This window comes from Gemmiger formicilis (assembly GCF_016901605.1).
GTDB classification, from domain to species: Bacteria; Bacillota; Clostridia; order Oscillospirales; family Ruminococcaceae; genus Gemmiger; species Gemmiger formicilis_B.
Window position 1 is genome coordinate 1 of the sequence record NZ_JACJKP010000007.1, and the last position, 16490, is coordinate 16490.

Here is a 16490-nt window from a genome sequence, read left to right on the forward strand (position 1 = left end):
AGCTTTTTGCAACAAAACCGTACTTTTGTTGAACACCGTGTTCAACAATGTGGAAAGGAGAGGCGTTGTGGAAGAAAAACGGGGGATCGTGCCCGGTTATCCGCTGGAAGATTACCTGCAGGGGCCGAACAGTGTGGACTGGAGCGAGGATACCCGCAGCCACTACCGCCGTGTTCTGTATGACTTGCAGAAATATCTGGAAGAACATGGCCCGCCCACGCCCCAGACCCTGCAGGTCTGGCAGCGCGACCTGCAGCAGCGCGGCTATGGTCAGCGCAGTGTAAACATCCGCATTTCGGCGGCCAATAATTATTTCCGCTGGTGCGGCCGGCATGAATTGGTCATGCATCACCAGCCTACCGAACCGGTGGCGCAGCTGGAACTGACCCGGGGGGAATATCTGCAGCTGCTGCGCACCGCCCGTCGGCTGGGGCGGCACAAGCTGTATTTGCAGGTCAAGCTGTTTGTGGTCACAGGTCTGCCCCTGCAATGCCTGGAACAGCTGACGGTGGCGGTGGTACAGGCAGGCGGCGCCGTGCTGAATTGCCGCAGCACCCCCTATACCCTGCGGCTGCCGGATCCCCTGCGCCGGGAATTGCTGGACTATCTTGCCGAAAACGGCATCACGGCGGGGCCGGTGTTCGTCACCCGCAGCGGCCGCCCGGTGGACCGTTCCAACCTTTGCCGGAATATGCAGGAACTCTGCCGGGAAGCAGGCGTTGCCGAAGAAAAGGGCAATCCCCGCTGCCTGCGGAACCTGTTCCGCGCCACGCAGGATAACCTGTATGCCAGCCTGGAGCAGCAGCTGCAGCAGGTTTACGATATGCAGTTGCGAGCGGAGCAGGAATCCATTGGCTGGTCGCTCCGGGAACAGGGCTGATGCCATGCACAAGACAAACTGCCGGAATCCCCGTGCTTTTTTGGGAAGCACGGTGATTTTTCTTTACTGGACAGGGAAAATGTTGCCAGAACAACATACAGCGGGGGTGAAATCCGGTATAGTAAGGGGGATGAACGCACATACTACCGCCAAAGGAGGCAACCCCCTGATATGAAGATTATTTTTTACGGTACGCGGGATTATGACCGCCTGTACTTTGATTTGTTGGCAGCCGACCCGGAATACGGCTGCTCCATTAAATTCCTGGCCGCCAATCTGGATGTGGATACCGCGCCCCTGGCCGAAGGCGGCGACGCCGTCTGCGCCTTTGTGAACTCCGACTGTTCCGCCCCGGTGCTGGAAGCCCTGGCCAAGGCGGGTATCCGGCTGCTGCTGATGCGCTGCGCGGGTTTCAACAACGTGGACCTGGACGCCGCCAAGCGGCTGGGCATCACGGTGCTGCGGGTGCCGGGCTACAGCCCCGAGGCGGTGGCCGAACATGCCATGGCGCTGGCCCAGGCGGCCAACCGCCGCATCTGCAAGGCTTATATCAAGGTGCGCAACAACAATTTTGCCCTGGACGGCCTGCTGGGGTATAACCTGTACGGTTCCTGCGCGGGGATCATCGGTACCGGGCGCATCGGTGCGGCCATGGCGCGCATCTGCCACGGCTACGGCATGACGGTGCTGGCCTACGACCAGTACCACAACCCCGACCTGGAAGGGATCGTGCGGTATGTGGAACTGGATGAACTGCTGCGGGCCGCAGACCTGATCAGCCTGCATTGCCCCCTGACCGCCGAGACCCACCACCTGATCAACGCCCGGACCATTGCCCAGATGCGGGACAACGCCATTCTGGTCAATACCAGCCGGGGCGGTCTGATCGATACCGAGGCATTGATCGAGGCCCTGCGCAACCGCAAGTTTGCCGGTGTGGGCCTGGACGTGTATGAGGATGAGGACGGCCAGGTGTTTGAGGATTTCTCCGACGATGTGTTGCAGAATGAGGTGGTGCCGGTGCTGCTGAGCTTCCCCAATGTGGTGATCACCAGCCACCAGGCGTTCTTTACCCGCACGGCGCTGCAGAGTATCGCCATTACCACTATGGAAAACGCCCGCGCCTTTGACCGCGGCGAACCCCTCGTCAACCAGGTACAGGCCTGACGGCGGGTGTGTTCCTTCTTTGCAAAGAAGGAACCGAAGAAACTCCAGACAAAAATCGCCCCAGGGTTTTAAAGACCCTGGGGCGATTTTTATTTGAGAGTTCTTTTGGTTCTTTTCTTGCAAGAAAAGAACATAGCCGGTCACTCCAGCAGCGCGGCGGCCAGGCGGTGAGCGCCGCGGCCATCGACGGTATGGCGCATGGCGGATGCCATGGCAGCCCGGCGGGGGGCGTCATCGCAAAGTGTGCGCAGCGTCTGCAGCAGGCGGGGATAGAACCCTTCGTCCCGGCGGCAATCCCCGGCATTGAGCATCAGGCCCCGGCGGGCAAAGGCCGTGGCACCGGGCAGCTGGTTGTCCGCCAGTACGTAGGTCACCGTGGGGGTGCCGCAGGCACACAGCTCATACAAAGTGCTGCCCGCAGCCGCCACAGCTGCGTCACACCGGCAGATCAGCGCCGCCATCTGCTGCACATTGCGGTGCAGTTCCAGGTTCGGCAGGGCGGCGGCCGCCCGTTCCAGTTCCGGCAGGCGGGGATTCAGCGCCCCCACCACCAGATGAAAAACCACAGATTCCCAGCCCGGTGTGCGGGCAAGCGTTTCCACAAACCGGCCGGCCACATTCTCCGGGTCGGCGCCACCGGTGGAAACCAGAATGTCCGTGACCTGCTGCCGCACCGGCCGGTCCGGCAGGGCACAAAATTCCTCCCGCAGGGGCGCATAGGCAGGCCCCAGCAGCAGCCGCACCGGCTGCCCGGCATACCGCCGGTCATAGGGACGGTCCAGCCCCGAAAGATTGTAGTTGATCAGAAAATCCGCCGTGGAAAGAAAGGCGTCCTCGTCGTCAAACTGCGCCACGGGAACCTGCTGCCGTGCTGCGTCCAGCCAGGCGGGGGTCAGGGCGTAGCTGTCCACCACTACCAGCTTTGCCTGGGCGGCCAGGGGCAAAAATACCGGCAGTTCGGCGTTCATATCCCGCCAGTGGGTGCCCAGAATCCGGACCTCAAATCCCCGGCTGCGGACGGTAGCGGCCATGGTATCGTCCGCCATGGCAAACAGGCAGTCCTCCCCAAGGGTGCGCAGGGCGGCCGCCAGGGAAAGGCACCGCATGATGTGCCCCGAACCGATGTGGGCATTGCCGTCGGCACGAAAACAGATCATACCAGCGCCTCCCGGCCAAATTCCGCCAGCAGGGCGTCAGCCAGGGCGGTCAGTTCCTTTTCGTCGTCGCCCCGCAGCACAAAATAGCCCCGGTGCATCACGCTGCCGTCCCGGACCGGGTCCAGCCGCTGGCCGGGAACCAGTGCGCAGCGGTAGGCTGCCAGAGGATACCGGGCCATCAGGTCCTTCTCGTCGGGCACCGAGGTGATGGTGCAGCCGCCGAAATCAAAGAACCGGATCAGCCCGCCGTGATACTGCCGCGGGCTGAAATTGTACGGCATGCCCAGGGCAAACCGCAGATAATTTTCCACCATATCTATGCCGGTCACCAGCGGGGTGAACAGGTTGTGCAGGTCGTGGCCGGAAGGCCGGGCCGACAACTCAATGGGGAAAAAGCCGTCCGGTGCTTCGATCAGGTCGGCGTGGAGCACGGCGTTGTCCACCCCCAGGGCAGCTGCGGCCTGTTCCACCGCGGCGGCTGCCGCCGTGAACCGGGGCGTGCCTGCGGGCTGAGAAAAATAGCCCACGCACTGGCAGTGGGGCGGCGGCGTGTTCAGCTTTTTGCGCAGCAAAACCGGGGTGAACCGCCCGCCGATGACCACCGCGTCCATGCCGTATTCCTGGCCGGGCACGGCGGTTTCGATCAGATATTCTTCCCCTTCCGGCAAGGCGGCCAGGGCCGCATCCCGGGCTGCGGGGGTGTCTACCCGGACCACGCCCCGGCTGCCCGAACCTGTGCGGGGTTTGAGGATGGCAGGCAGGGGAAAATCCGCTGCTGCCGCCCGGTCGGCGGCGGTGCGCAGCAGGCGGCAGTCCGCCCGGCGCAGGCCCAGCGGGTGCAGCCGCCGGTGAAAGGCCCATTTGTCGGTGCAAAGCTGGGCGGCAGACTCCCGCACACCTGGCAGATCGAACCGGTCGTTGAGGGCGGCCCCCGAGATCAGATACCGGCCGATGGGCACCGGAATGACCACATCGGGCACGGTGCCTTCCAGGGAAGCCGCCAGGGCTTCGGGGTCGCGGATATCCACCACGATGGCCCGGTCTGCCGCCGCAAGGCCCTCGGCGTTGGGGTTGCCGTCCATGGCGATGGTGTACAGCCCCAGATTACGGGCCAGAGAGAGGGCGTGCAGGGATTCGCTGCTGGCGCCCACCACAACGCCTACGGGTTGACGGTCACTCACAGATATCTTCCTTTCGCAGCGGCTGGCCGAAGGTCAGGTCCCGCGCGGCGGTCTTGCCCAGTACCTGGGGGTAATAGACCGGCGCCAGACCGTGACCGGGGCGCACCACCCGGATGTTTTCTTTGGTAAAGGGTTCGCCTTTGCGGATGTCGGCGGCCACAAAGATGCTGCGCCGCCCCAGCAGCTGGCGTTTTTCCGCTTCGGGCAGGCGGTAGTCCGCCTTGCCCACCGCCGCCAGGGCGTCGTTCACGTCCCGGACCATCCGGCCAAACTCCTGGGGTTCCAGAGAGAACTTGCAGTCCGCCGTGGGGATGGAACGGGACAGGCAGAGGTGCTTTTCGATGATGCAGGCCCCCTGCATGGCGGCTACCACGGCCGCCAGGGTGCCCAGACTGTGGTCCGATGCGCCCACCGGGACCCCGAACCGCTGTTTGAGGTCGGGGATGCAGGCGTAGTTCAGCTGGGAATAATCCGCCGGATAGATGCTGCTGCATTTGAGCAGATAGGCGGGAGCCCCGGCGTTTTGCACGGTGTCCACCGCCAGGCGGATATCCTCCAGGCTGGCAATGCCGGTGGACATGATCACCGGTTTGCCGGTGCGGGCCGCGTAGTCGATGAGAGGGATGTGGTTCAGCTCAAAGCTGGCGATCTTGTAGGCTTCGCAGCCGATGGATTCCAGAAAATCCACCGCCGTTTCGTCAAAGGGGGAGGACAGAAAATCCAGCCCCAGACGCTCACACTCCGCTTTGATGACGGGCTGCCATTCCCAGGGGGTGTAGGCTTCCTCATACAGGTCGTGGAGGTTGGTGCCGTCCCACATGCCGCCTTCGTTGCGGAAATACTCGTTGTGGCAGTCCAGGGTGATGGTGTCCGCCGTGTAGGTCTGGACCTTCAGGCAGTCGGCGCCGGCGTCCGCCGCCGCCCGTACGATCTGCAGCGCACGGTCCAGGCTGCCGCCATGGTTGGCGCTCATCTCGGCGATAAAATACACGCCGCCGGCGGCGATTTTCTCTTGCAGTTTCATGGGCGCTCCTCTTTGTGCAGCAGTTGGTATTTGAATTCGGCGATCTCCCAGTCCGAGAGGGTGTCAATATCCTGCACTTCCAGCTCGGGCAGTTCGTAGGGCAGGATGTGGTCGCCGTAAAAGCGGGGGCAGCGGGCAAAGGCATCGGCCCGGGCCAGGTAGAACTGCCCCGCGTCATGGTACAGCGGTTCCAGGTCCTGGCTGCGGGTCTCCCGGTATTGGGGCTGGGCCAGCCGCAGTTCGCCGTCGGCGATCAGGAACCCGCGCTGGGGCGGAAAACTGAACCGTACCACCGGCACCAGGGTCTCGGCATCGCTGGCCAGCAGCCGGTCCACCGCATCCCGCAGCCGTTCGGCTGTTACAAAGGGGGCCGTGGGGTACAGGTTGGCCACCACGTCGAACCGGCGGCCAGCCTCGGCATAGCGGTGCAGCACTTCGGCCACCGCGTCGGAGGAGGAGACAAAGTCGCCGCTGGTCTGCTCACTGCGCAGGAAGGGCACCGCGGCGCCGTACTGCCGCGCCACCTCGGCAATGGCTTCGTCGTCGGTGGAGACCATGACCTCCTCAAACACGCCGCTGCGCAGGGCGGCTTCGATGGTGTAGGCCAGAATGGGCTTGCCGCAGAAAGGCCGGATATTCTTGTGGGGAATCCGCTTGGAACCGCCCCGGGCGGTGATGATGGCAATGCAGGACATGAAAAGTCCTCCTTTTTGGAAAAGGCATCCATCCCGGCGGGATGGATGCGGTACAGTACAAACAGCCGGGAATGCGGACCCTGCCCGCTTAGTCCCCGGTGGAAATATGCAGGATTTTTTTGACAGTGCGGCAGCCTTTGTCCCACAGACGGGCCCGGGCGTCGATGCACCGCTGCCGCCGTGCGGCGGCCTGCCGCTCTTTCAGCCAGCGGCGGGTGTGGTAGACCTGGCAGGCGTTCTCGGCCCGGCGGGCTTCCGGCACCAGGTGGCAGTAGTAACGGTTCTGCTGCCAGTGGGGGAAGGCGGCGTCCACCTCGGCGGCCAGGGATTGGATGGTATCAAAGGGAATCTGGTCATAGCTGCGCAGGTAGGTCTGCACGGTGTTCACGCAGAACCGCCAGCCGTACAGATACTCCCAGGCGTCGTGGTAGCGCTGCCGCACCCCCAGCTCTTCGGCTTTTTGCAGGGTGGCCCGTTCCATGGTCATCCGGTCCACAATGTAGGGCTGGTTGCGCTTGTGGGTGGTGGAAGCCGCCACCTGCCGGTACAGGTACCCGATGCGGGGCACAAAGGCCGCCCGCTGTACATACAGCTTGGCGATGGGACCCCAGTAGTTGTCCTCATACCGCACATCGGCAGGGAACCACAGGTCGTGGTCCCAGATGAGGCTTTTGCGCCACAGCCCGCAGACCAGCCCGCCGATGGGGCAGCAGATCAGGTCCATCCGCCCTTCGTCGGTCAGGTCCTTGCCGTCCCACCGCATCAGCCAGTCGTCCCAGACGATCAGCGGCGCCAGGGCGGCGGGGTCCACCGTGCCCGGGTGGGCATCGTGGGGGACCGCCGCATACTGGGCAAAGGCCACGTCGGCGCCCGTCTGCTGCACACGGCGGTAGAGGGTCTCATAAAAATCCGGCGTGACAAAATCATCACTGTCGATCCAGCCCACCCAGTCCCCTTTGGCCTGGCGCAGGCCCAGGTTGCGGGCCCCGCCCTGCTTGTGATTCTCGGGGCTGTCGATGACCCGCATCCGGTCGGGATAGCGGGCCTCGTAGTCCCGCAGCACGGCCAGACTGTCATCGGTGGACGCATCGTTGACAAAAATCAGTTCCATGGGCTGCAGCGTCTGGGCCAGCAGGCTCTCGATGCAGTCAGGCAGATAGGGCGCTACGTTGTAGACCGGTACGACGACGGTGACAAGGGGGTTCATTTGCGGTAAGCCTCCACCACTTTTTTCACGGCGTGGATGGTATCTTCCACATCCTGGTCGGTCATTTTGGGGTAGAGCGGAATGCTCATGATGCCCTGGTAGATCTCTTCCGCCACCGGGCACAGGCCCTTCTCATATCCCAGGGCCTGATAATAAGGGAACCAGTACACCGGCACATAGTGCACCTGGCACTGGATGTTCTCGGCACTCATGGCGTCAAAGAACTGGCGGCGGGTGCAGGTCAGCTTGTCCAGCGCCAGCCGGATGATATACAGATGGCGGCAGGTGTCCGACTCGGGAATCTCCTGCTGCAGGATCAGTTCCGGCATGTCGGCAAAGGCTTTGTTGTAGGCGGAAACGATCTGCTTGCGGCGGGCCGCAAAGTGCTCCACCTTGTGCAGCTGGCTCACCAGCAGCGCGGCCTGGAAATCGGTCATGCGGTAGTTGTAGCCCAGGCTGATCTGCTCATAGCACCAGGGACCCTCATGGGGGGCGTCCTGCATCTGGGCTTCGTCGTGGGTGATGCCGTGGGTATGGGCCAGCACCAGTTTGCGGTAGAGGGCCTCGTCATTGGTGGTCACGGCGCCGCCCTCGCCGCCGGTGATGGTCTTGACCGGGTGGAAGCTGAAACAGGTCAGGTCCGCCAGGCTGCCCACCTGCTGCCCCTTGTATTTGGTGGCAATGGCGTGGGCCGCATCCTCGATGAACACCAGGCCGAACTCGTCGCAGATGGCCCGCAGTTCCTCATGGCGTACCGCCTGGCCGGTAAAGTCCACCGCCACAATGGCCTTGGTTTTATTGGTAATATGGGCGCGGACGCTGGCCGGGTCGATGTTGTAGGTGTGGGGGTCCACATCGGCAAAGACCGGCCGGGCCCCGCAGTACAGGGCGCAGTTGGCCGAAGCCGCAAAGGTCAGGGGCGTGGTGATGACCTCGTCCCCGGGGCCGATGCCCGCCGCCAGGCAGGCGCAGTGCAGCGCTGCCGTTCCGTTGGAGACCGCCACCGCATACTTGGCCCCGGTGTAGCGGGCCAGTTCCTGTTCGAACTCGTCCACCTTGGGGCCGCAGGTGATGTAGTCGCTGCGCAGTACTTCTTCCACGGCGCGGATGTCGTCCTCGCCGATCCACTGGCGGCCGTAGTAGATCTTACCCCCGCGTACGGGATAGCCGCCTTCGATGGCCAGTCGTTCCATAATTGTTCCCTCCGTTATCCATCATTGCTTGGAATAGTACATTATACCACAGATCCCGGTATTTGACAATTTGCTCATGCGGCCCGGTAGACGTACAGCGTATAGGGCGAACCCTCGCCGGTAAAGACGCCGCAGCTTTCCAGCCCCAGGTCCGCCGCGTTGGACACCGCCACCCGGGAAAATACATACACGCCGCCCATCTGCCGGAACACCGCAGGGTCGATGTTCAGCACCGCTTCGTCCACCAGCACCGTGCGCTGGGCACTGTAGGTCACATCGCTGGAAAAGACGTAGGCGCGGCCGCCCCAGTCGTCAAAATAGGTGCGGTGGTAGTCGTCGGTTTCCAGCTGGGGGGCGATCAGCGCCCGGAACTGCTCCTTGTAGTCCAGAGAATAGTAGGAGAGATACCCGTCCAGGGTGGCGATGCCGTTCTGTTCCAGAATGCCCGGGTGCATGCCGTAGGCAATGCTCCACTCGCCGTTGTAGCCGATGGATTCCTTGACCCGGGTGAAAAGATCCTCGGAATAAAATTCCTCCCAGGTCAGTTCCTCCGCCTGTTCGCCCCGCAGCCGGGCGGGCAGACGGACCAGATTGTTGTGGATGTCGTTGTAGGTTTCGCCGTCCGCAAAAAGGATCACCGCAAAGGCGGCAGCGGCCAGCCCGTAGGCCGGCAGGGCCCAGCCCCGGCGCAGCAGCCGGGCCAGCACCACAAAAAAGGCCAGGTAGAGCAACAGCCCGTTGAACCAGGCAATGCGGGTAAAGTTGAAGCCGTCCAGCGGGGGAACAAAGGTGCGGATGAACAGCTGGAAGAGTTCTGTATTGGAGATCCCCGCCAGCACCGCATTGCCCAGGGCCGTATACCACAGCAGGTTGAAAGCGTCACGCCACAGCTTGCGGTACCGCCCGGTTTTCAGATACCACAGGTTGCTTGCCAGCCAGTACACCCCGCACACCGGCATGATGACCCAGGCCTGCAGGGTGCCGCCGCAGTTTTCCCCCAGCCAGAAGGTCTGCCCGATGGTGCGCAAAAGGCCTGCCAGGCCCAGGGTGGTGCCTTCCATGGTGCTGCGCAGGGTCTCCTCCTGGGAGAAGAGCATCACCCCGAACAGCCGGTGTTCATACACCAGGAACCCGGCGCAGAGCACCCCCAGCCCCGCCAGCAGCCGCCAGCAGGGGCGCCGCTGCCGGATGCTTGCCGCCACAAAAAACAGCAGCATATACCCGCAGGCAAAAATGCCCGAGGTGGAAAAGTCCGACAAGGCGGGCCAGAGGGCCAGCCCCACCCAGACCAGCGGCCGGGGACGGCGCCACAGCTGCCAGGCCAGTGCCAGCAGCAGCGGCATGCCCGCAAACACAAAGGCCGCCGTGGGGAAGGTGGGCAGGTTGGCGTACACAAAACCGCCCAGCACCAGCAGGTGCCGGTACCGGGGGGCTTCGGTGCCGAACAGGCAGGGTCCCAGAGCCAGCCAGCCCGCGACCGACAGGACGATCTTGAGCACATTGCCCAGGATATAAGCGGGAAAAGCCGGCAGCAGCCAGTACAGCAGGCTGTAAAAGTTCAGTTCGCTGGGCAGATAATCCCGGCTGATGCCGCCCAGAAAGGGGACGGTGCCCCCGTGGGAGGCAAACAGCCCGTTGTCCCGCAGCATGGTGAACCAGGGAATGTTGCTGTCCAGATTGTCGTGGGTTGCGATGTAAATGTCCTGGCCGAATACGGCCACATACCCCAGCGCCAGCAGCGTCAGGGCCGTGATCAGCCACAACGACCAGTTTTTGCGCAGAGATTGTTGCATAAAGTGCCTCTTTTCTGATGGGACAGCCCCCGCGGGGCTGGTGTTTTGGGCCGGGATACGCTACAATAAGGGGGAAGAACGTTACCCGGAAAAGGAGTTGTATTGTTTATGAAACGCATTGTCACCGACAAGGCGCCTGCCGCCCTGGGCCCCTATGTGCAGGCCGTGGATACCGGCAGCACCGTTTACTGCAGCGGCCAGCTGGGTCTGGACCCTGTGACCAACACCCTGGCCGACGGCGTGGCCGCCCAGGCCCGCCAGTCCCTGGCCAACCTGGCCGCCGTGCTGGCCGAAGCCGGGCTGACCCTGGCCGATGTGGTCAAGACCACCGTGTTTGTGCAGGACCTGGCCGACTTCAACACCGTCAACGAAGTGTATGCCGAAGCTTTTGGCGAGACTTTCCCCGCCCGCAGCTGTGTGCAGATCGCCGCACTGCCCAAAGGCGCACTGGTGGAGATCGAGTGCATTGCCGTGCGCTGAACCCGCCTTTTTTGCAGACAAGGAACGCAAGGCCGCCCCGATGGGGCGGCCTTTTTGCATCGGTGCTTCCTTTGGTATAATACGAGCCTGCGGCCGTGATTTCAACAAGTAAAGGAAAAATAAAATGTAAAATTTATCGGAAAACTGAGGCCGGATTTTTCTACGGGCCGCAATTTGTGCTATAATGTGCTTTGTAAATTGGGGTACTGTTGGGAAAGGGGAGTTTTGCCATGCTGACCGTCACCTTGCTGGGCACCGGAGGCACCCAGCCTTTGCCGGAACGGGCGCTGGCAGCTTTGGCTGTCAGTGTGGGCGGGGGAACCGTGCTGCTGGACTGCGGCGAGGGTACCCAGACCGCCCTGCGCCGGTGGGGCGTCAGCGCCTACCGGCTGCACACGGTGCTGCTCACCCATTACCACGGGGACCATATTCTGGGCCTGCCGGGCCTGCTGCAGACTCTTTCCAGCCTGGGCCGCACCGCCCCCCTGACGGTGGTTGGCCCGGCTGGGCTGGAGGCGGTGGCCGCCCCCATGGCGGCCCTGGCCGGGCCGCTGCCCTTTGCCGTCCACTGGCGGCAGGCGGGGCAGGAACCCTTTGCAGCCGGCCCCTTGACGGTAACGCCTTTCCCGCTGGAACACCGGGTGCCCTGCTGCGGCTACGCCCTGACCCTGCCCCGGGCCGGGCGGTTTGACCCCGGGCGCGCCCGGGCTGCGGGTATCCCCGTGGCGCTGTGGAGCCGCCTGCAGGCGGGCCAGACGGTGGAGGGGTTTACCCCCGGCCAGGTGCTGGGACCGCCCCGGCGGGGCCTGAAGGTGGTCTATGCCACCGATACCCGCCCCTGCCCGGCGGTGACCGAAGCTGCCCGGGAGGCGGACCTGCTCTGCATGGATGCCACCTACGCCGACGACGCCGACCTGGACAAGGCAAAACTGTACGGCCATGCCACCTGCCGGGAAACCGGCGCTCTGGCGGCCGAAGCCGGGGTGCGGCGGCTCTGGCTGACCCACTATTCCGCCGCCGTCACCGACCTGGCCCCCGGGCTGGCCGCCGCGCAGCGGGCGTACCCGGACGCCGTGGCCGGGACTGACGGCATGCGGCTGGAACTGGATTTTGACAAGGAATCCTGACCCGCCGCCCCACACAGAAAGGAACCGCCTTTGAAATTTTTGCAGACTCACCGCCGGGATCTTTTGTTCACCGCGGTGATTTTGGTGCTGGCGGGGGTGTTGTATCTCTGGACCCACCCCGGCGGCACCGGCGCCGTGGCGGTGCTGCGCTACGGCGACCCCCAGCAGGAACAGACCATCGACCTGACCCGGGATGCCCGGTACGATATCGATACCGGTACCTATACCATCCATCTGCAGGTGCAGGACGGAGGCATCGCCTTTGTGGACAGCCCCTGCCCCGACCACCTGTGCGAAGGCTTCGGCACCCTGCGGGAGGTGGGCGACTGGGCCGCCTGCCTGCCCGCCCAAGCCAGCCTGACCATCGAAGAAGGCCCCTGAGAAAAAAGGAGTTTGACAATATGAATCCCACTTTCAAGCAAGTGACCAAGACCCGGTATGTGGAGCTGGTCAGCGAACTGGCGAAGGAGATCTTCGTACAGCATTACACCAAACTGACCCCCAAGGTGGCCGCCGCTCTGGCTGATAAATACCAGAGCGACATCCTGACCGACGACGAGATCCACAGCGGGGTGATCAACTATTTCCTGATCTACCTGGGCAGTGAGCCGGTGGGCTATTTTGCCCTGGACCTGGGCCCCGCGGGGGCTATGTGCCTGAGCCGCCTGTTCCTGAAAGAGAAGGCCCGGGGGCAGGGCATCGGCCGCAGCGTGGTGGCCTATGCCCAGAAACTGGCCGAGGGCGACGGCCGCAGCCGCCTGTACCTGAAAGTATGGGCCCGCGACCTGAAAGCCGAAATGTTCTGCAAAAAATGCCGCTTCCGCAAGGCGGAGACCGTGCCCATGGAAGTATTGCCCGGCGTGACGCTGGACATTACCACCTGGGAAAAACTTTGGAGATGACTGCATGAAATTTCTGCATCTGGCGGACCTGCACCTGGGCAAACGGGTCAACGGGTTCGATCTGCTGGAGGACCAGCGCTATATTCTGGAGCAGGTGCTGGGCCTGTGCGATGACAACGGCGTGGAGGCTGTGCTGCTGGCCGGGGATATCTACGACGCCCCCGTGCCCCCGGCGGCCGCCTGCACCCTGCTGGACTGGTTCCTGACCCAGCTGGCCGCCCGGCGTATTCCGGTGCTGGCCATTGCGGGCAACCATGACAGCGCCGAACGGCTGGACTTTGCCGCCGGTCTGCTGGCGGGGCAGGGGGTCTACCTGACCGGACGGTTCACCGGCGCGCCGCGCCAGATCGTGCTGAACGACCGGTTCGGCCCGGTGGAATTTGCCCTGCTGCCCTTTGTGCGGGCCGCCACCGTGCGCCATTTTCTGCCCGATGCCGACCTGCCGGACTATGACAGCGCCGTGGGCGCCGCCCTGGCCGCGGCCCAGCCCGCCGCGCCCCGGCGGGTGCTGCTGGCCCACCAGATGGTGGTGGCGGGGTTGACTTCGCCCCTGCTGGGCGGCAGCGAGACCGCCCCTTTGACGGTGGGCACCGTGGATTCCATCGACGCCGCCCGGTTTGAGGGCTTTGCCTACACGGCCCTGGGGCATATCCACCGGGCACAGCGGGTGGGCAGCGATACGGTGCGCTATGCGGGCGCGCCCCTGTGCTACCATCTGGACGAGTGCGGAGCGGAAAAATCCGCCACCCTGGTCAAACTGGGCCGCCGCGGGGTGGAGCACATCGACCTGCTGCCCCTGACGCCCCGCCGTGCCATGCGCCACCTGACCGGCCCCCTGGCCAAGCTGGTGGAACACCCCACCGACACGGGGGATTACATCTGGGCCACCCTGACCGACCCCACCCCCCTGCCGGACGCCATGGCCGCGTTGCGGGCCGCCTACCCCAACGCTATGCGGCTGGACTACCAGCCCCGGGGCACCACGGCAGGCCCTGCCGATGCTGCCCTGGCGGTGCGGGGCAAGCCTTTTGCCGAGCTGTTCCAGGACTTTTTTACCCAGATGAACGGGCGGCCCCTGACCATTGACGAGGCACGGGCCGTGAAACAGCTGCGAGAGGAGGCCGCCAAAGGATGAAACCCCTGTACCTGACCCTGAGCGCCTTCGGCCCCTATGCGGGGCGTACCGCGCTGGATTTTTCCAAATTCGGCGGCAGCGGGCTGTTTTTGATCGGCGGCGATACCGGCGCCGGCAAAACAGCCCTGTTTGACGCCATCACCTTTGCCCTGTACGGCGAGACCACCGGCGAAAACCGCAAGACCACCATGCTGCGCAGCGACTTTGCCGCCCCCGAGGTGGAAACCTTTGTGGAACTGGACTTTACCCACCGGGGCCGCACCTACACCGTGCGCCGCTGGCCCGAACAGCAGCGCGCCGCCAAACGGGGCAGCGGCATTGTCAAAAGCCCGCCCCGGGCGGAACTGATCCGGGAACCGGAGGAACCGGTCTCCGGCGCGGTGGCCGTTACGGCGGCCATCGTCAAACTGCTGGGCATCGACGCCAAACAGTTCGCCCAGGTGTCCATGCTGGCACAAAACGATTTTACCCGGCTGCTCAATGCGCCTTCCGCCGACCGGGCGGCCATTCTGCGCCAAATCTTTGATACCGCCGACCACCAGCGGCTGGGCCAGGCTGCGGTGCAGCACGCCCGGGAAGCGGACGAAACCTGCCGCCGCCTGGATGACCAGCTGCTGATGCATGTGGGCAGCCTGCTGGGGGCCGGTGCCGACCAGGAGACCGCCGCCAAACTGCAGGAACTGCAGGATACCCGGGACCCCTTTACGGCGGCATCCGCCGTGGACCTGGCCCGGAAACTGCTGGAATTTGACCAGGTCATCGAAACCCGGCAGAACGAACTCATGGCCGACCTGGACGAGAAGATCGCCCGGGGGGACGCCGGGGTGAAGATGGCCGAAGAACGGGCCGCCCGCCGCCGTCAGCTGGCGGGTCTGGTGGATGAGGAAGCCCGCACCGCCGAGGTGCAGCGCCAGACCGAAGCCCAGCAGGCGGAACTGCAGGCCCGCAGCGATGCCCTGAAACAGACCATTGCCGAGACCGAAGCCGCCCGCGCTGCCCTGGGCCAGACCGACACCGAACAGGTGCGGCTGGAACACCACATGGAACTGGCGGAAAACCTGAGCGCTACCTGCGAGACCCTTTTGAAAAACCTGACCGCCGCGGACAAGGCAGCCGGGACCGCCGCCGCCCGGCAGCAGGATTACGTCAAGGCCCAGGCCGCGCTGGACGAGGCCGAGGCCCGGTATGCCACCCTGCAGCGGCAGCTGAACGCCAACCGTGCGGGATTGCTGGCCCAGCAGCTGCAGCCGGGGCAGCCCTGCCCGGTCTGCGGCTCTACCGAGCATCCCTGCCCGGCCCAGCTGCCCCAGGACCATGTGACCGAGCAGGAACTGGAAGAACGGGAACAGGCCCTGACGGCCCAGCGGCGGGACACCGCCGCCTGCAGCCGCACCGCCGGTGACGCCGCTGCCCGTGCCGCCGAACTGCGGGGCACCCTGACCCGGGACGCGGCCGCCTTTTTTGCCCGCCGCGCCGGGCGCTACACCGGCAAACCGGCGGAGGAACTTACCCCCGAAGAATTGCGCGCCGCCCTGGAAGAACAGAAGGCCAGCCTGGCCGAAGGGCTGCAGGGCCTGCGGGAACAGCATGCCCGGTTCAAACGCCAGAGCGACCAGGCCAAGGCCCTGACCGACCAGCTGGACAACCTGAACAACCAGCTGAAAGGGCTGGAAAAACAGACCTTTGTGGCTGCCCGCAAAGCCGCCAACGCCAAGGCAGGCCATGCGGCGGCCGCAGCCCGGGTACAGCAGATGCAGGAAACGGTGCCGCCCCGGGAGGAAGGGGACGCCCTGGCCCGGCTGCAGCAGGCGCTGGCCCATCTGCGGGCGGAACGCGCCGCCGCCACCAACGCCCGGGATGCCGCCGTACACCGGCTGCACACCAACCGCGCCGCCCTGGACGGCATGGAAAAGACCCTGCGGGCCCTTTCCGCCGCGCGGGAAAAACGCGCCATGTGGGACAATCTTTCCAAGACCATCAACGGCAACCTGGCCGGCAAGGTCAAACTGCCTTTTGAACAGTACGTACAGGCCTTCTATTTTGACGGCGTGGTGGAAGCGGCCAACCTGCGCTTCTCCCGCATGACCGACGGCCAGTACCGGCTGCTCCGCCGCAAAAGCGAGGCCCTGGCCGGCAAGACCGCCCTGGACCTGGATGTGTTCGACGCCTACACCGGCAAGACCCGCCCGGTGGGCAGTCTTTCGGGGGGCGAAAGCTTTATGGCGGCCCTCTGCCTGGCCCTGGGCATCAGCGATACCATCCAGCAGAACGCCGGCGGCGTCACCATCGAAACCCTCTTCATCGACGAAGGCTTCGGCTCTCTGGACGCCGACAGCCTGGAAAAAGCCGTGGATACCCTGGCGGGACTGGCGGGGGGCGATAAGCTCATCGGCGTGATCTCCCACGTGGAGGCGCTGCAGTCCCGGCTGACCCGCCAGATCCGGGTGACCAAGACCCGGGCGGGCAGCAAGGCCGAGATCGTGCTGGAATAACAGGTGAGAGTTTCTTCGGTTCCTTCTTTGCAAAGAAGGAATAAAAACATCAAAAAC

General features: G+C 64.3%; 15 protein-coding genes. 8 read left to right on the plus strand and 7 right to left on the minus strand.

Annotation, left to right across the window (positions count from 1 at the left end; all coding sequences use genetic code 11):
* Together H6B10_RS01225 and H6B10_RS01230 are read left to right on the plus strand one after the other, a co-directional pair.
* On the plus strand, positions 1-880 hold an 880-nt coding region (locus tag H6B10_RS01225), incomplete at its 5' end, for a tyrosine-type recombinase/integrase (protein WP_204649096.1).
* Positions 881-1051: 171 nt separating this feature from the next.
* The gene (locus H6B10_RS01230) at positions 1052-2047 is read left to right on the plus strand and encodes a 2-hydroxyacid dehydrogenase (RefSeq protein WP_204649097.1); all 996 of its coding nucleotides are present in this window, start codon (positions 1052-1054) and stop codon (positions 2045-2047) included.
* A gap of 140 nt (positions 2048-2187) precedes the next feature.
* Here H6B10_RS01230 and pseG read toward each other — a convergent pair whose 3' ends face one another.
* From pseG to H6B10_RS01265, 7 genes are all read right to left on the minus strand, one after another.
* Positions 2188-3204 carry a UDP-2,4-diacetamido-2,4,6-trideoxy-beta-L-altropyranose hydrolase gene (pseG, locus tag H6B10_RS01235; protein WP_204649098.1) on the minus strand — a complete coding sequence of 339 codons (1017 nt, stop codon included), beginning with the start codon at positions 3202-3204 and terminating at the stop codon, positions 2188-2190.
* Entirely contained in the window at positions 3201-4385 is a 1185-nt protein-coding gene (locus H6B10_RS01240; protein WP_204649099.1) for an ATP-grasp domain-containing protein, read from the minus strand. Before H6B10_RS01240 ends, pseG begins: the two co-directional genes overlap by 4 nt.
* Complete coding sequence (gene pseI / locus H6B10_RS01245; RefSeq protein WP_204649100.1) at positions 4378-5409, minus strand: pseudaminic acid synthase; 1032 nt, start codon at positions 5407-5409, stop codon at positions 4378-4380. The genes H6B10_RS01240 and pseI overlap by 8 nt, the downstream gene beginning before the upstream one ends.
* Positions 5406-6104, minus strand: coding sequence for a pseudaminic acid cytidylyltransferase (pseF, locus tag H6B10_RS01250; RefSeq protein ID WP_204649101.1), 699 nt, complete (start codon positions 6102-6104; stop codon positions 5406-5408). Before pseF ends, pseI begins: the two co-directional genes overlap by 4 nt.
* Positions 6105-6192: 88 nt before the next feature.
* The gene (locus H6B10_RS01255) at positions 6193-7311 is read right to left on the minus strand and encodes a glycosyltransferase family 2 protein (RefSeq protein ID WP_204649102.1); all 1119 of its coding nucleotides are present in this window, start codon (positions 7309-7311) and stop codon (positions 6193-6195) included.
* Positions 7308-8504, minus strand: coding sequence for a UDP-4-amino-4,6-dideoxy-N-acetyl-beta-L-altrosamine transaminase (pseC, locus tag H6B10_RS01260; RefSeq protein ID WP_204649103.1), 1197 nt, complete (start codon positions 8502-8504; stop codon positions 7308-7310). The genes H6B10_RS01255 and pseC overlap by 4 nt, the downstream gene beginning before the upstream one ends.
* A 74-nt stretch (positions 8505-8578) precedes the next feature.
* Positions 8579-10297, minus strand: a complete 1719-nt coding sequence (locus tag H6B10_RS01265; protein WP_204649104.1) for a DUF6044 family protein — start codon at positions 10295-10297, stop codon at positions 8579-8581.
* A gap of 108 nt (positions 10298-10405) precedes the next feature.
* Between H6B10_RS01265 and H6B10_RS01270 the strand changes: the two genes are divergently transcribed.
* From H6B10_RS01270 to H6B10_RS01295, 6 genes are all read left to right on the plus strand, one after another.
* Positions 10406-10777, plus strand: a complete 372-nt coding sequence (locus H6B10_RS01270) for a RidA family protein (protein ID WP_204649105.1) — start codon at positions 10406-10408, stop codon at positions 10775-10777.
* A gap of 230 nt (positions 10778-11007) precedes the next feature.
* The gene (locus H6B10_RS01275) at positions 11008-11904 is read left to right on the plus strand and encodes a ribonuclease Z (RefSeq protein ID WP_204649106.1); all 897 of its coding nucleotides are present in this window, start codon (positions 11008-11010) and stop codon (positions 11902-11904) included.
* Between the two features lie 30 nt (positions 11905-11934).
* Entirely contained in the window at positions 11935-12285 is a 351-nt protein-coding gene (locus H6B10_RS01280; RefSeq protein WP_204649107.1) for a NusG domain II-containing protein, read from the plus strand.
* 20 nt (positions 12286-12305) lie between these two features.
* Positions 12306-12806, plus strand: coding sequence for a GNAT family N-acetyltransferase (locus tag H6B10_RS01285; protein ID WP_204649108.1), 501 nt, complete (start codon positions 12306-12308; stop codon positions 12804-12806).
* Between the two features lie 4 nt (positions 12807-12810).
* Positions 12811-13941: an exonuclease SbcCD subunit D gene (locus H6B10_RS01290; protein WP_204649109.1), complete on the plus strand. Its 1131-nt coding sequence runs from the start codon at positions 12811-12813 to the stop codon at positions 13939-13941.
* Positions 13938-16433 carry an AAA family ATPase gene (locus H6B10_RS01295; RefSeq protein WP_204649110.1) on the plus strand — a complete coding sequence of 832 codons (2496 nt, stop codon included), beginning with the start codon at positions 13938-13940 and terminating at the stop codon, positions 16431-16433. Before H6B10_RS01290 ends, H6B10_RS01295 begins: the two co-directional genes overlap by 4 nt.
* Positions 16434-16490: the final 57 nt, after the last annotated feature.

What these genes read in the sequence shown, in the direction of transcription:
- H6B10_RS01230 (WP_204649097.1), top strand. Translation starts at nt 1,052, where the DNA reads ATGAAGATTATTTTTTACGGTACGCGGGATTATGACCGCCTGTACTTT.
- H6B10_RS01285 (WP_204649108.1), top strand. Translation starts at nt 12,306, where the DNA reads ATGAATCCCACTTTCAAGCAAGTGACCAAGACCCGGTATGTGGAGCTG.
- H6B10_RS01290 (WP_204649109.1), top strand. Translation starts at nt 12,811, where the DNA reads ATGAAATTTCTGCATCTGGCGGACCTGCACCTGGGCAAACGGGTCAAC.
- H6B10_RS01275 (WP_204649106.1), top strand. Translation starts at nt 11,008, where the DNA reads ATGCTGACCGTCACCTTGCTGGGCACCGGAGGCACCCAGCCTTTGCCG.
- H6B10_RS01255 (WP_204649102.1), bottom strand. Translation starts at nt 7,311, where the DNA reads ATGAACCCCCTTGTCACCGTCGTCGTACCGGTCTACAACGTAGCGCCC.
- H6B10_RS01270 (WP_204649105.1), top strand. Translation starts at nt 10,406, where the DNA reads ATGAAACGCATTGTCACCGACAAGGCGCCTGCCGCCCTGGGCCCCTAT.
- H6B10_RS01265 (WP_204649104.1), bottom strand. Translation starts at nt 10,297, where the DNA reads ATGCAACAATCTCTGCGCAAAAACTGGTCGTTGTGGCTGATCACGGCC.
- pseC (WP_204649103.1), bottom strand. Translation starts at nt 8,504, where the DNA reads ATGGAACGACTGGCCATCGAAGGCGGCTATCCCGTACGCGGGGGTAAG.
- pseG (WP_204649098.1), bottom strand. Translation starts at nt 3,204, where the DNA reads ATGATCTGTTTTCGTGCCGACGGCAATGCCCACATCGGTTCGGGGCAC.
- pseF (WP_204649101.1), bottom strand. Translation starts at nt 6,104, where the DNA reads ATGTCCTGCATTGCCATCATCACCGCCCGGGGCGGTTCCAAGCGGATT.
- H6B10_RS01295 (WP_204649110.1), top strand. Translation starts at nt 13,938, where the DNA reads ATGAAACCCCTGTACCTGACCCTGAGCGCCTTCGGCCCCTATGCGGGG.
- pseI (WP_204649100.1), bottom strand. Translation starts at nt 5,409, where the DNA reads ATGAAACTGCAAGAGAAAATCGCCGCCGGCGGCGTGTATTTTATCGCC.